The organism is Actinomadura sp. J1-007 (assembly GCF_009793335.1).
Lineage (GTDB): Bacteria > Actinomycetota > Actinomycetes > Streptosporangiales > Streptosporangiaceae > Spirillospora > Spirillospora yumaensis.
Genome location: NZ_WING01000003.1, coordinates 995,835 through 1,009,371, shown reverse-complemented (window position 1 = coordinate 1,009,371; position 13,537 = coordinate 995,835). Strand labels below are relative to the sequence as shown.

Sequence of the window (13,537 nt, the reverse complement as noted above, 5' to 3'; positions counted from 1 at the left end):
CCCGCCCTCCCCTCTAGGCGTTGAGGGCGCGCATCATCAGGGGCCAGGCCGCGTGCAGCTCCTCGGTCCACTCCGGCCACGCGTGCCAGCCGTCGCCGTAGATGTGGGCGGTGACGGGGATGCGCAGGGCCCGGAGCCGTTCGACGAACGACGCGTTCATCCGGCCGATGAAGATCTCGCTGAGCTGGGTGAGGCGCCACTGCGCGCCCGGCGGCGTGAACGGGCCGTTGAGGCCGGTGGTGCCGCTGGAAACGTACAGTCCCGTCCCGCGCAGCCGCGAGGCCAGCACGTACGGGTCGTGGGCGCGCCAGTTGGCGTCGTCCCGGCCGGGCACGCCGAAGATGCGGAAGGCGTCGGCGCCGGAGTTCAGCAGGTTCACCGCGGTCAGGAAGACCTGCATGCCGTCCATGGTGAGGTGGGTCGAGCCGCTGAACGACGCGGCGTAGGCGAACATCCCGGGATGGCGGGCGGCGTACGACATCGCGCCCTGGCCGCCCGACGAGATGCCGAGCGCGGCGCGCCTGGGCCCGGCGCGGTAGCGCGCGGCCACCTTGAGCAGCTCCGCGGTGTGGAACGTCTCCCAGCGGGGGACGCCGCCCTTCCCGTCGTTCCACCAGTCGGTGTAGCTGCCGTGGTCGCCGCCGGAGGGCATGACGACGATGACGCCGCGGGCCGCGGCCAGCCGCTCGATGTCCGTCTCGCGCGTCCAGGACGTGTAGTCGTCGCGTCCGCCCTGGTAGGCGTACACCACCGGCCAGGTCCGGCGCGCGTTGCGGCTCCAGCCCGCGGGCAGCAGCAGCCGGGCGCTGACTTCCTGCCCCACGGCGGGCGAGCGCCACGTCAGGTCGAGGGTGCGCTTGCCGAGCCACCTCTCGGTGACGCCCGGCGCCGCGGCCGACGCCGGGACGGGGGAGCCGGTCGCGAAGAGGGTCAGACAGACCGCCAGCACGGTCATGAGCTTTCTCATCCTGCCTGCTTTCTCGCCAGAATCCGGTAGGCGTTGCTGTTGCGCCGCGCGATGGGGACGGTCACGGCGTCGGCCGCGATGGCCAGGGCCATCAGCGGGCCCGCCAGCAGCAGCGTGCGGAAGGCCCGCGCGTACTCGGCGCGGCCGGGCGGGCGCGGCCACCACGGCCGGTCGACGTCGAGGCCGAGCCGGTTGAGGACGGCCGCGGCCGAGGCGACGAAGTCGGGGCCCTGGTCGGCCTCGCGGCGCTCGACGGCGAGGATCTCCAGGCCGCGCAGCTCCAGCGCGGCCCGCAGGTTCGGCAGCGGGATCATGTGCAGGTGCTGCGGCGCCAGCCACGGCACCCAGAAGCCGCGCAGCACGCGCCCGAACCACGAGTCCGGGTCGGGCATCTCGATCAGCAGGTGCCCGCCGGACGGCATCACCTTGACCGCGGTGTCGAGCTCGGCCGCCGGGTCGGTGGTGTGCTCCAGGTAGTGGTGCATGCTGATCACGTCGTGGCGTCCGGCGAACCGTTCCGCGAGCGCGGGGAACTCACCGCGGTGGCCCCGGTCGACCCAGCCGCGCGCGGCGGCCTCCTCGATCGCGGCGCTCAGGTCGAGCCCCTCGAACCGCGTTCCGGGCAGCACGGTCCGGGCCGCCCGGCAGAAATGGGCCTTGCCCGTGCCGACGTCCAGCCACGACACCGGTTCGGTGAACCTGCGCACCAGCGCCGCCCGCGCCAGGTACCAGGAGGTGTTCGAGCTGAGGATCCGTTCGGCCAGGACGTCGCCGAGGCCGTCGTAGACGTCCTTGTAGTAGAAGGCCAGGCCCTCGGCGGTCAGCCGCGGGTTCTGGAAGACGTGCCCGCATGCGGCGCAGCGTTCCAGGACGAACCGTCCCGGCTTGCCCTGGAGGATGTCGCGGGCGGTCACGTGCCGGGCCAGGCGGTCCGAACCGCACCACGGGCAGTCGTCGCGGCGCGGGCCCACGAACCGTTCGACACCCTGGTCGATCTGCGCCCGGTACCAGGTGCGCGCCCGTTCCCGCTCGGTGATCAGCCTCCGCTCCCACCGGGTACGCGGCGCGCGCAACGTCCGCCAGATCGACCGCGGGGTGTGCAGCAGCCGGAACGCGGCCACCCGGTGCAGGTCGCGCGGCGTGACGGCGGTACCGGTGAACACCGCGTAGGGCAGCGCGCAGTACAGCCCCGCCACCCCGAGCCCGTACGGCCAGGCCGCCGCCGCGCACGCCAGCATCAGCACGTAGCCGGCGGCGGCCGCCCCGAGCGTCTGCGGCAGCGCCAGCGTCTGCGGGATCACCAGCGCCAGCGACCGCAGCCGCGACCGCCGGAACCGCGTCCGGTCCCACGCCGGAAGGTCGGCCACCGCGAGGTCGGCCGCCCCGGTGTAAAGCCTCAGCCTCGCGGTGGCCTCGCCCAGCTCGTCCGGATCGAGCCCGGTGACAGCACCGATACCGCTGCGCCGCACCGCGCCGGTCTCGGCCAGCAGCGCGTAGCAGGCGCCGCGCCCCATCCTCAGCCGGTCGGCGCGGAAGGCGTCGGCGTCCAGGTGCCGGACCAGGTCGAGCGCCTCGTCCACCGGCAGCTCGGAGGGGACGAGGTCCAGCATCCCCAGCCCGCGCTCCCGGGCGTACGCCTCGGCGGCCTCCCGCACCGGCTCGGGCACGTCCAGCCCGCGCGCGGTGATCAAGCTGTAGGCGGTCCCGCCGCGCCCGGCGTCGGGCCGGGCGCCGCGTGGGGCCTCGCCGGGCCGGGCGTGGCGTCGGGGCCCGCCGGGCCGGGGCGGCTCCGGCAACCGGCCCAGCCTCGCCAGCCGTCTCCGCAGCCGGATCGCGTTGCCGGTCATGCAGGCGGCGACCAGGCAGATCAGCCCTAGCACCATGCTCAACCCTCCTAACGCAGCTCGGCCACGGCCGAACGGGACCTTCCATTGGTTTGGGAACGCAATTCCGGGCAGCCTGAAATGACCACACGAATAGATGTCGAAAAGCGCGGACAGGCTTGAATCAGGGACTCATCCGAACTCATAGGAACGGGCTGTGAGGCCGCGCCATAATCGCGGCCCATGGGTGTTGAGATTCTTGACATGGAGCGGCTGGACGACCGGCTGCACGAATTGACGGTGCGCACCGGCTCGGTGGGCGGCGAACTGCGGATCAGGGTCCTCGTGCCGAGGGGCTGGACGCCGCGCGGCGGGCGAGCCTGGCCGATGCTGACCCTGCACCACGGGGGCCTGGACGACTGCCGCTCGTGGACCCGGGAGACCGACCTGCTCGAACTCGCCCGCGACGACGGCGTGCTGATCGTCATGCCCGACGGCGGCCACGCCGGCGGCTACGCCGACTGGCGCCGGGGCCCGCAGTGGATGACCTTCCACGTCCGGGAGCTGTTCGACCTGATGCGCGACCGGTACGGCGCCGCGCCGGTACGGGCCGTCGCCGGGGTCTCCGGCGGCGGGTACGGGGCCCTGCTGTCCGCCGCGCGCAATCCCGGAACGTTCCGCTACGCGGCGGCGCTGAGCGGCCCGTGCACCATCCGCACCCCGCTCACCGCGGTGGGCCTGCTGGCGGCCACGGCGGTCGCCGGACGCGTCAACCCGCTGCGCATGTGGGGCGTGCCAGTCGTCCAGGACCGGTACTGGCGGGCCGGCGACCCGCTGCACCTGGCCCCGGCGCTGCGCGGAACGGGCCTGTACCTGTCGGCCGGCCTGACCGGCAGGCCCGGCCCGCTCGACCCGCCCGGCCGTCCCTGGAGCCCGGCCAACCTCGCCGAGCCGATCGTCCGCTCCACCGTCCGGCCGTTCCTGCGCCGCCTGCGCGCCCTGGGCATCCAGCCGACGACCCACCTGTACCGCGACGGCACCCATAGCTGGCCCTACTGGGAACGCGAGCTTCACCGCGCCTGGCCCCTGCTCATGCGCTCCCTGACATGAATCACGAGATCCGCGGAACGGACCGCGACCCGCGCCGCCCCGGCATTCCGGAAAGGCTTCCGGCCGTCGAACGATCCATTCTCCGGCCGACCGTTCGCCAGCATCGGTAAACCTCTTCCCGCCCGACGGCCGATTGGCGCACGGCCCCCGCCCCGCTTCGTTTCGACGGGGGGCCGCGCTCCGGCCCGGCGCTCCAGAAGAAGGCGCCGCAACCGCCTCACAGTCTGTGTCATACAGTGCGCCATTGGTACGTCGTCCGGCACTGGTTCGGACGAATCGCTTTAGCAGCGGAGTGAGCGGCCGGCCGGACCCGCGGCCGGCGCAGCCGGATATCCTGGCGCGGTGACCGACCAGACCCCCGCCCCGGTACGGCGGCGCCGCTCCCTGGGGTTCCTCACCCCCGACCGCATCGTGGACGCCGCGATGGAGATCATGGAGCGGGACGGCGCGGAGGCGCTGACGTTCCGGCGGCTGGGCGCGGACCTGGGGGTCGACCACACCGCCGTGCTCCGCCACTTCCGCGGCAAGGACGACCTGCTGCTGGCGCTCACCCACCGGCTGCTGGTCGAGTCTCTGGAGGGCTTCGCCCCCTCCGCCGAATGGCGCGCCACCCTGGCCGACCTCGCCCGGCGGGTGCGCCGGGCCTGCCGCGCCCACCCCCACGCGGCGGCGCTGGTCGCGGGCCGCACCGCCCGCCGCGACGCCGAGTTCGCGGGGGCCGACATCGTGCTCGGGGCGCTGCTGGACGCGGGCCTGCGCGGCCGGGAGGCCGCCTCCTGCTACCGGGCGCTCGTCGACATCACGCTGGCGTACTCGGCCTTCGAGGCGACCCAGCTCACGCTGTCCGACGACGCCATGGCCGGGGACCGCGGGGCCTGGAGGCGCGACTACCTCGCCCTGCCCCCCGACCGCTACCCCAACATCGCCGCGGTCGCCCCCCACCTGGCCGACGTGGACGCCGAGGACCAGTTCGAGGTCGCCCTCGAACTCTTCCTCGACGCCGTCGAACTCCGCGCCGACCGCGCCGACCGCGCCGACCGCGCCTGACGGCACCGCGGAACGTCCCGCACCGCCGTCGGCGACGGCGCCCGGCCAGAGCGGAGGCGGCCGCTTCGCAACGGCCGGGAGGTCAGGGGCGCTGCGGGGCGGGGAGCCAGGTCCGGATCTCGTTCATCAGGGCCACGGGGGCGTCGTAGTGCATCAGGTGGCCGGCGCCGTCGACCAGGTTCAGGTCGGTGCCGGGGATCAGGCCGCGCAGGCGTTCGGCCGTCGTGGTGGGGATCCAGGTGTCCTGGAGGCCCCAGACGATCCGTACCGGCACGTCGATGTTCTCCAGGCGCCGCTCGTTCTCCTCCAGGAAGCGTTCGTCGTACTGGGCGATCTGGCGGTAGAAGGCGGGCTGGCCGTCGCCGTCCGTCCACGGCCGGACGAGGGCGTCGAGGTCCTCGTCGCGGAGGCCGCGGTGGCTCGCGCCCCGGATGTAGGCGCGCACGATGCTCTCGTGGATGTACGCCGGGAGGCCGTCCAGCACCTCGGGGTTGTCCTGGACGAACCTGAAGAACGGCGACCCGCTGGGCGGGATGGCGACGACGTCCACGAGCATGAGCGAGGCGTACGGGACGCCCAGGGTCAGGTGCGTCCGCAGCGACACCGCGCCGCCGAAGTCGTGGGCGATCACGTGCGGCCGCTCCAGGCCCCAGTGCCCGAGCAGCGCCGCGAAGGCGTCGGCCTGGGCGCCGAAGTCGACGGGGTGCTCCGCGTGCTTGGACGAGAGGCCGTAGCCGGGCATGTCCCACAGGTGGACGGTGAAGTCGCGGCTCAGCGCCTCGGCGAACGGCCGCCACAGGACCGAGGAGAACGGCGTGCCGTGGCACAGGACCACGTCCGGCCCGGAACCGGTCCGGCCCCAGGCGATCCGCCGGCCCCGCCATTCGAAACGTTCTGTCAGCTCCATGATCACCGATGGTAGGCGCTGCGGCCGGGCGGACGGTCGTCGCCGAAGACGCGCAGGTAGAGGTCGCGGGCGTGGGCGGTGGGGGACGGCGTGCCCGGGACGATCCGGAACGTGGGCGCGCCGCCGGCGTCCCGCTCGGTGGTGAGGAACAGCCGGTCGTCTCCCGCCTCCGCGTGCAACCGCTGGGCGAGGTCGTACAGGTGCGTCACGAACACCACGCGCACGCCGAGGCCGGTCAGCGCCCCGATGATCTCGGCGGCGATGTCGGAGCCCTCGCGCTCCTCGGTCGAGGCGAACGACTCGTTGCACAGCAGCAGCGCGCCGGGGCGCAGCCGGTCGACGACCGCGCTCATCCGGGCCAGCTCCTCGTCCAGCTTGCCGCTGGTCATCGAGCGGTCCTCCTCGCGCCTGAAGTGCGTGAAGATCCCGTGCGCGACGGGGGCCGCGTAGTGGCGGGCGGCGACGAACATCCCGCACTGCATCATGAGCTGCGCCGTCCCGACGCCGCGCAGGAAGGTCGTCTTCCCGCCCCGGTTCGCGCCGGTGACCATGATCAGCGCGGCCGCGCCCGCGTCGAGGTCGCTGCCGACCGCTCCGCCGCGCAGCAGCGCCAGGCACGGATCGTAGAGGCCGCGCGCGGACGGGGCCGGGCCCGCGGCGGGATGCGCCCGCGGCACGCAGACCGGCAGGCCGAGCCCGGTGAGGGACTCGGCGAGGTTGAGGCAGCCGACGTAGAAGCCCAGCTCGGACCGCAGGGCGAGCAGGAAGTCGCGGACGTGGTCGGCCGACGCCGCGGCGGCCTGCGCGACCTCCTCCACGATCAGGTCGCGGAACGCGGGGAGCGCGCGCCAGGTCTCCTCGTTGTCGGCCGGCACGGCGAACGCCAGCCCGGACTTGCGGAACCGCCGGACGGACGGGTCGCGCCCCTTGCCGGGAGGTTCGTGCAGGCGGAAGCCGACGCTCTTGTTGCCGGGGCCGAGCCGCGCCTCGGCGAGGATCCCGTGCTCGAACTGGAGCTGGTCGAGCAGCGTCTCCGCGCCGCGGAGATACCCCTCGTCCAGTTCGGTGCGCAGCGAGGCGAACAACCGGCTGAACGCGGGGGAGCCGAACGCGCGCGCGTGGCCGGACGCCAAGTCCCGCAGCCGCCGCAGGTACTCGAACGACTGCTCCAGCACCCGCAGCGAACGGTTCAGCAGCACCTCCGGGCGCGCGGCGGGCCCGCGGAAGATCTTCTGGTCGGCGGCGACCGCCTCGTCCGCCAGCGCGTGCAGCTCGCGGACGGCCGCGGCGTTGCCCGTGCAGTCGCGCAGGACCTCCTGCCGATGGGCGATGTCCGCCGGGTCGGTGAGCGGGGCGAGGGTCACCGCCCGCGCCGCGGCGTACAGGCCCTCGTCGCCCCGCGCCATGGCCGCCCACAGCGCGTCGAGCTGGAGATCCTCGGCGTCCACCGCGGCGTGCGGCCGCGCGCCCTCGCCGGCGTAGAGCAGTCCGGGCCTCATGCGCGCATCCGTTCCGTGATCTGCGCGCCGGTCAGCCCGTGCCGTTCGGCGAGGGCGAGCGCGTGGGCGCGGCCGTCGGCGGCCCGCCGGACCACCTTGTACGTACGGGTCGTGCGGTCGTCGTCCGCCACGGTGCTGACCATGCTCACCGCCGTGGGGCTCAGCAGGGACAGCTCGTGGACGAAGCTCACCCACAGGCACGGCGCGTCCAGCCGGACGATCGCGTCGAGCACCGACTCGCTGAGCAGGCGCGCGTCGCCGAACGTCGTGGAGCTGAACGTCTCGTTGAGCACGATGACGCTGCGCGGCGTCGCGCGTTCGAGGATCTCGCGCAGCCGCAGCAGCTCCTCCTCCAGCTTGCTGGCCAGCCCGCCGACGGCCTCGCGCCGTCCGAAATGGGTGAAGATCCGGTCGGGCAGGTGGATCCGCACCTCCCGGCCCGGGACGGGGCAGCCCAGCGCGGCGAGGTGGTGCAGCTGGCCGAACGTGCGCGCCAGCGTCGTCTTGCCGCCCTGGTTGGGCCCGGAGACGACCAGCACGCGCTCGTCGCCGTCCAGGCGCAGGTCGTTCGTCACCACGCGCCCGGCGCGCCCGGCCGGCCTGGCGGCCAGCGCGAGATCGTAGACGTCGAGGGCGAGCAGCTCCTTGCCGGTGGACGAGACCGCTGGATAGCAGGTCGGCAGGCCGGCCTCGCGCACCGGCGCGAGGAACGACGCGTAGCCGAGGCAGAACCGCAGCTCGCGGTCGGCGCGGACGACGTCCGCGGAGACGAAGTCCCGATGGGTCTCGCGGAACGCGGCCAGGTCGGCGAACAGGCGGGGGAACAGCTCGACGACGAGGTCCAGCACGCCGGCCTCGACGGCGTCCAGCCCGTACACCGGCGCACGGTCCACGGGGGCCGCGCGCGGCGGCTGCTGCCGGAACCGCTCGAACCTGGCGAGCACCCGTTCGGCGTAGTCGAACCGGCCGTCCTCGTCGTGCGCGGCGACACTGACCTGGTCGCCGCGCAGGAGCAGGTCGTAGCGGACCTCGCCGAGCCGGTCCCGCAGCCTCGCCGCTCCCTCCCGCAACTCGTTGAACGGGGCGGACGAGGCGAGCGCGGCGATGTCGTCGCGGAGCGTCCGCAGGCCGGGCGAGGCGACGCCGGCCGCGTCGAGCCCTTCGCCGAGCCCCTCCACCGCGGCGGTGTGGTCGAGGACGATCTCCAGGAACCAGCGGTCCGCCTGCGGCGGGTGCTTCCGGCGCGCCAGCGCGTCCAGCCGGGTTCGCGTCCTGGCCATCGACGCGGTGAACCGTTCGGCGACCGCGAGCACCGCCGGGTCCTCCAGGTCGCGGAAGATCCGCTGCCGGTGGACGACCTGCGCGGGGTCGTGCAGCGGCCGGTGGAAGTACGGCGCGACGTCCGGCGAACCGGCCGCCTCCGCGACCGCCCCGGCGACCTGGTCGAGGTTCAGGTCACGGAAGTACTCCGGTTCCGCGCCGCCCGGATCTCCGGCGTCCTCGACGGACCCGAACAGGATGCTGCGAACGCTCATCCGCCCCCCGGTCTCTCGTCCGTGCCGAAGAATCCAGCGGCGCCCAAAGTACAACGGAACATCACCCGCGGCCTATAAGCGACGCCCGCGGTGCCGCCGCGGGCTCGGCCCGCGGGCTCGGGTCAGGCGTGGGCGGGGGCGGCGAGCCAGCGCCGCGCGGCGCTGCGGAGGGAATCGCGTTCCTCCGGACCGGGGCGGGACGCCGACGTCGCCCAGGCGACGTAGCAGTCCGGCCGGAGGAGCAGGGCCGTGGCCGGGGGAGCGGGGGACGGCGGGCGCGCGGTGACGACCTCCACCTGGCCGTCCCAGTCGGACAGCGACGCGGCCGCGGACGCGTCCTCCGTCAGGTCGAGCAGCAGCGGCCGCGCGGACCGGGTCAGCTCCGCCAGCCGTACGGTCCCGTCCGGCGTCCGCAGCTCCAGGTCCGGAGCGAACCGGCCGATGAGCGGGTGCGCGTCGTTCACGCCCATGTCGTAGCGGACGTCGGCACCCGCGATGAGGTCGGCGAGGTGCCGGACGGTGTCCCGGTGGCCGAGCAGCTCGGTGAACAGTTCGCGCAGGGCGGTGACGTCGCCGCCCGGGGCCGTCAGCGCGGCCTGCGCCTGGGCGTTGAGGATCATGCGGCGGGCGGCCTGCCGCCGCTCGGTCTCGTAGCCGTCCAGCAGCCCGGCCGGGGCGCCGCCGCGGATCGCGGCGGCGAGCCGCCAGCCGAGGTTGACCGCGTCCTGAAGGCCGAGGTTGAGCCCCGGCCCGCCGCCGGTGGCGTACACGTGCGCCGCGTCGCCGACCAGGAAGACCCTGCGGTCGGAGAACCGTTCGGCCACCCGGGTGTTGCCGCCGGTCAGGCGGCGCAGCACATGCGGGCCTTCGCCGGACGGCGGCCCGAGCGGGATCTCGGCGCCGAGGACGCGGCGGATGCTCGCCCGCAACTCCTCAAGGCTCATCGGAGCGTCCGTCTCCGGCTGGTCCCATTCCATGGTGCTGACGAGCGGCGGATGGCCGGGCAGCGGCGCGTAGGAGAAGCCCCCGTGCTCGGTGCGCTGCGGAAGGAACGGCGGAACGGGCCCGTAGCCGGGCACGTTCAGCGCGCCGGTCGCGGGATCCAGCCACTCCGCCGGAACGGTGGCGTGCGCCGTCCGCGCGGTCGTCCGGTCGTAGGTGACGCCGGGGAACCCGATGCCCGACAGCTTGCGCGTGAGGCTGTGCGCGCCGTCCGCGCCGACGAGGTAACGGGCTCGCAGCCGGTACGGCGCGTCCGGGGCCTCGACGTCGACGGTCACCGAGCCGCCGTCCTGCGCCAGGCCGACGACCTGGTGGCCCCGCCGGACGTCCACGCCGAGTTCGAGGGCGCGCTCCTCCAGCACCTGCACGATGCGGCGCTGCGGTACCGCAAGCGCGTGGACGGGACTCGCGTCCAGCAGGCTCAGGTCCATGCTCATCGCGGCGAACATGAAGTACGCCGAGTTCGGCTGAGGCGGCCCGGGGCTGCCGCTGAGCCGCTCGTACAGGCCCCGGTGGTCGATCAGCTTCACGACCTGCCCGAGCAGGCCGTTCGCCTTCGGTTCCTCGCTCGGCCGCGGCAGGCGCTCCAGCACGACGGGCCGGACGCCCGCCAGGCTCAGCTCGCAGGCCAGCATCAGCCCGTTCGGGCCGCCTCCGACGATCACCGCATCGGCAAGCATCAGCGTTCTCCTCAACATGAACAAAAGGGCATGCCGAACCGGCCGGACGGCGGCCGGGACGGTCTGGAAACCTCGTTAAGGAACGGGCAGGCCCGCCGCGATCCGCTCGAACACCTCGCGCAGCACCGGAACGAGCGGGACGGGCGGATCGGCGCGCATGCACCGCGTCACGGCCACGGCGCTGCCCGCGCCGACGACGGCGGCGACCAGCTTCGGGTACACGTCGTCCGCTGTGCTGGTGCCGGTGCGTTCGGCGACCGCCTCGGCCAGCGCGTCCTCCGCGGCGGCGTTCGCCTTGGCGACCTCACCGTGCAGCGCCGGCTCGGCCAGCATCAGCCGGAGCCCGTCCCTCCACCGATCGTCGGCGACGGCCCCCTCGCCCGCCCCGCCGCCCGCGTCGTCTCCCGCCTCGAACCGCGCCTGTACGGCGATGGCGATCGAGTCCCACAGGGGTTCGGCGGCGGGCCGCGCGCGCAGCTCGTCCGCGATCGCCAGCATCCGGTCGAGGTGCCTGGCCGCGACCGCTTCGGCCTTGCCGGAGAAGTAGTTGCGGAAGGTGCGCACGGACACGTTCGCCGCCTCGGCGATGTCCTCGATGGTGACGTCGCCCCACCCGCGCTCGACGCACAGCCGGATCGCGGCGAGGCTCAGCGCCGCGCGCGTCTCCCGCTTCTTCCGCTCGCGTAGCCCGAGCCGTTCCCCGCCGTGCGTCCGTTCCCCGCCGTCCGTCATGCCGAGCACGCTAGCAAAGCGTGCCGAAAAAGCAAAGATGCCGTTCCGGCAACTTTCGTGGATCGGACCGCGCTGACGTCCGCGGCGCGGTGTCCGGGGAACGCCCAGGTTTGGGAGGATCGCGGTCATGCGTATCGCCGCCGCGCAAGCCCGCTGCCCCTGGCTGGACCCCGCCGCGGGAACGGCCGCCGTGCTGGACTTCCTCTCGCGCGCCGCCGCCGACGGGGTCGAGGTGCTCGCCTTCCCCGAGACGTTCCTGTCCGGCTATCCGTTCTGGCTCAAGCACACCGGCGGCGCCAGGTTCGACGACCCCGACCAGAAACGCGCGTACGCCGCCTATCTGAACGCCGCCGTCGAACTGGGCGGCCCGGAACTGACCGCGATCACCACGGCCGTCCGCGACCTGAAGGTCTTTACCTACCTGGGCATCACCGAACGGGTCCGCGGAACGGTCTACTGCACCCTGCTCGCGATCTGCCCGGCCGCGGGAATCGTCGGCGTCCACCGCAAGCTGATGCCCACCCACGAGGAACGCCTGGTCTGGGGGACCGGCGACGGACACGGACTGCGCACCCACCGCGTCGGCGGCCTCACCGTGGGCGGTCTGATCTGCTGGGAGAACTGGATGCCGTCGGCCCGCCAAGCCCTCTACGGCCAAGGCGAGGAACTGCACATCTCCGTCTGGCCCGGGTCCTGCCGCAACACGACCGACATCACGAGATTCATCGCCATGGAAGGGCGGGTCTACTCGCTGGCGGCCGGTGCCTTGTTCTCCTATGCCGACGTCCCCACCGACTTTCCGTTCCACGATCAGCTCGCCGACCGCGTTTCCTCCTGCGACGGCGGTTCGGCCATCGCAGGGCCCGACGGAGCATGGATCGTCCCGCCCGTGTCCGGCGAGGAACGCCTGGTCACCGCGGACATCGACCTTGCGGTTCTCCGTGGAGAACGGCAGAACTTCGACCCGACCGGCCACTACGCACGACCGGACGTCTTCCGCCTTGAGGTGGACCGCCGCCGCCACAACCCCACCGAATTCCGGGACGCCTGAACTCGACCTGTCGGAGGAATCGGCGGAAGGCGCGTGTCGCCCGAGCCGATTCGGGCGGACGTTCTGAAGACTTGATCGTCGGGGCCGGGCGCGGCGGCGCGATTCGTTCGATGCGCGGCCCGCCGGCCTTTCCGCGGCCGGGCGATATGCGTGCACGTCGCCTCAGGCTTCGCAAACGATACTTCCTGGAGATAACGATCCGCTCGTCCATTGTGAACGTGGTGGCCTCCGCCGCGGCGCCCCTCTGCGCCACGGCACTCGCCCCAACGGCGGCAGCGCAGGCCGTGTCGTTGCCGCTGGGCAAGGCCAATTTCGCCATCGCCATCGGGCAGTTGAACGCCGCCTCCGCGGCGAACTGGGTCCGCCTGGGCCAGTACAGCTTCTCAGCCGACGGAACCGTATCCGAGCAGCACTGGTATTGGTCCCAGGGAACGCGCGTCGCGCGCGCCGACACAGGGGTCCTCGCGAGGAACTGCACGCCGCGCGACTGCAACGTGCTGACCGCCGGAGGCTGGCAATCCACCGGCGCGCCCCAGACCTACGCGGGGACGTACACCGTGAATGGCACCAGGCTGCACATTTCCTGGGCCGGAGGATTATGGGAGAACTGGACGCTCAGCACCCTGGCGAACGGCAGGCTTGGCAACGTCGAGTTCCGGAACAGCAATTTCGGTGCCACTCACGGCTTCGGAAACGGCAGCAATGCCGCATGGGACGACCGGGTGCCCGCGACCTCCGTCGCGGCGACGGACCATGCAAAGCTGGTTCACCGCTACCACCTGTGGAAGACCAGGCACAGCCCGAAAACCGGATACCAGGGGTACGTCGATCACGGCGACGGCGCACCGTTCTGGGTCACGCGCTGGACCCCCTGCGCGGACGAACGGTGCCTCGGCGCCGAGACGGAGACCGCCGACGGCGCCACGCACACCGTTTACTACATAGCGCCCGCCAACGGTTCCGGCGGCCACCGCCGCGACACCCTCTGGCACTGGCACACCGAACACGCCGATGACCGGGGCGAGTACTGCTACACCGGCAACTCGCACGTCAAGCCCATGATCCAGGTCGTGGACGACCGGGGCGGCTTCCACGGCTGGGTCGGGGTCGAGGCGTCGCTCAACCAGGCCACGCCCGCCGGGGTCAACGACGACGACCTCGGCGTCTACCGCATCCTCGGCTGA

At 73.2% G+C, this 13,537-nt stretch carries 11 protein-coding genes; 4 read left to right on the top strand and 7 right to left on the bottom strand.

Annotated elements, in window-relative coordinates; translation table 11 throughout:
• Positions 1 to 13: 13 nt before the first annotated feature.
• On the bottom strand, positions 14 to 967 hold the full coding sequence (locus GEV43_RS45930) for an alpha/beta hydrolase family protein (protein ID WP_160826840.1): 954 nt from the start codon (positions 965 to 967) through the stop codon (positions 14 to 16).
• Positions 964 to 2,850: a class I SAM-dependent methyltransferase gene (locus GEV43_RS45925; protein ID WP_160826839.1), complete on the bottom strand. Its 1,887-nt coding sequence runs from the start codon at positions 2,848 to 2,850 to the stop codon at positions 964 to 966. Before GEV43_RS45925 ends, GEV43_RS45930 begins: the two co-directional genes overlap by 4 nt.
• Before the next feature lie 183 nt (positions 2,851 to 3,033).
• On the opposite strand from GEV43_RS45925, the gene GEV43_RS45920 reads away from it, so the two are divergent.
• Together GEV43_RS45920 and GEV43_RS45915 are read left to right on the top strand one after the other, a co-directional pair.
• Positions 3,034 to 3,900 carry an alpha/beta hydrolase family protein gene (locus tag GEV43_RS45920; protein ID WP_160826838.1) on the top strand — a complete coding sequence of 289 codons (867 nt, stop codon included), beginning with the start codon at positions 3,034 to 3,036 and terminating at the stop codon, positions 3,898 to 3,900.
• A gap of 342 nt (positions 3,901 to 4,242) precedes the next feature.
• Positions 4,243 to 4,947, top strand: coding sequence for a TetR/AcrR family transcriptional regulator (locus GEV43_RS45915; RefSeq protein ID WP_309240347.1), 705 nt, complete (start codon positions 4,243 to 4,245; stop codon positions 4,945 to 4,947).
• Positions 4,948 to 5,029: 82 nt separating this feature from the next.
• Here GEV43_RS45915 and GEV43_RS45910 read toward each other — a convergent pair whose 3' ends face one another.
• The 5 genes from GEV43_RS45910 to GEV43_RS45890 all read right to left on the bottom strand — a co-directional run bounded on the left by GEV43_RS45910 (position 5,030) and on the right by GEV43_RS45890 (position 11,302).
• Positions 5,030 to 5,854 carry an alpha/beta fold hydrolase gene (locus GEV43_RS45910; RefSeq protein WP_160826837.1) on the bottom strand — a complete coding sequence of 275 codons (825 nt, stop codon included), beginning with the start codon at positions 5,852 to 5,854 and terminating at the stop codon, positions 5,030 to 5,032.
• Between the two features lie 2 nt (positions 5,855 to 5,856).
• Positions 5,857 to 7,353: a DNA mismatch repair protein MutS gene (locus GEV43_RS45905; RefSeq protein ID WP_160826836.1), complete on the bottom strand. Its 1,497-nt coding sequence runs from the start codon at positions 7,351 to 7,353 to the stop codon at positions 5,857 to 5,859.
• Entirely contained in the window at positions 7,350 to 8,888 is a 1,539-nt protein-coding gene (locus GEV43_RS45900; RefSeq protein ID WP_160826835.1) for a DNA mismatch repair protein MutS, read from the bottom strand. Before GEV43_RS45900 ends, GEV43_RS45905 begins: the two co-directional genes overlap by 4 nt.
• 122 nt (positions 8,889 to 9,010) lie before the next feature.
• On the bottom strand, positions 9,011 to 10,570 hold the full coding sequence (locus GEV43_RS45895; RefSeq protein ID WP_160826834.1) for an FAD-dependent monooxygenase: 1,560 nt from the start codon (positions 10,568 to 10,570) through the stop codon (positions 9,011 to 9,013).
• Positions 10,571 to 10,645: 75 nt separating this feature from the next.
• Positions 10,646 to 11,302: a TetR family transcriptional regulator gene (locus GEV43_RS45890; protein ID WP_160826833.1), complete on the bottom strand. Its 657-nt coding sequence runs from the start codon at positions 11,300 to 11,302 to the stop codon at positions 10,646 to 10,648.
• A 127-nt stretch (positions 11,303 to 11,429) separates the two neighbouring features.
• Between GEV43_RS45890 and GEV43_RS45885 the strand changes: the two genes are divergently transcribed.
• Together GEV43_RS45885 and GEV43_RS45880 are read left to right on the top strand one after the other, a co-directional pair.
• Positions 11,430 to 12,353, top strand: coding sequence for a carbon-nitrogen hydrolase family protein (locus GEV43_RS45885; protein ID WP_160826832.1), 924 nt, complete (start codon positions 11,430 to 11,432; stop codon positions 12,351 to 12,353).
• Between the two features lie 71 nt (positions 12,354 to 12,424).
• On the top strand, positions 12,425 to 13,537 hold the full coding sequence (locus tag GEV43_RS45880) for a hypothetical protein (protein ID WP_160826831.1): 1,113 nt from the start codon (positions 12,425 to 12,427) through the stop codon (positions 13,535 to 13,537).

Bases quoted from the DNA above. Each gene is read 5' to 3' on its own strand.
- GEV43_RS45930 (WP_160826840.1), bottom strand. From the start codon at position 967: ATGAGAAAGCTCATGACCGTGCTGGCGGTCTGTCTGACCCTCTTCGCG.
- GEV43_RS45925 (WP_160826839.1), bottom strand. From the start codon at position 2,850: ATGGTGCTAGGGCTGATCTGCCTGGTCGCCGCCTGCATGACCGGCAAC.
- GEV43_RS45920 (WP_160826838.1), top strand. From the start codon at position 3,034: ATGGGTGTTGAGATTCTTGACATGGAGCGGCTGGACGACCGGCTGCAC.
- GEV43_RS45910 (WP_160826837.1), bottom strand. From the start codon at position 5,854: ATGGAGCTGACAGAACGTTTCGAATGGCGGGGCCGGCGGATCGCCTGG.
- GEV43_RS45905 (WP_160826836.1), bottom strand. From the start codon at position 7,353: ATGAGGCCCGGACTGCTCTACGCCGGCGAGGGCGCGCGGCCGCACGCC.
- GEV43_RS45900 (WP_160826835.1), bottom strand. From the start codon at position 8,888: ATGAGCGTTCGCAGCATCCTGTTCGGGTCCGTCGAGGACGCCGGAGAT.
- GEV43_RS45895 (WP_160826834.1), bottom strand. From the start codon at position 10,570: ATGCTTGCCGATGCGGTGATCGTCGGAGGCGGCCCGAACGGGCTGATG.
- GEV43_RS45890 (WP_160826833.1), bottom strand. From the start codon at position 11,302: ATGACGGACGGCGGGGAACGGACGCACGGCGGGGAACGGCTCGGGCTA.
- GEV43_RS45885 (WP_160826832.1), top strand. From the start codon at position 11,430: ATGCGTATCGCCGCCGCGCAAGCCCGCTGCCCCTGGCTGGACCCCGCC.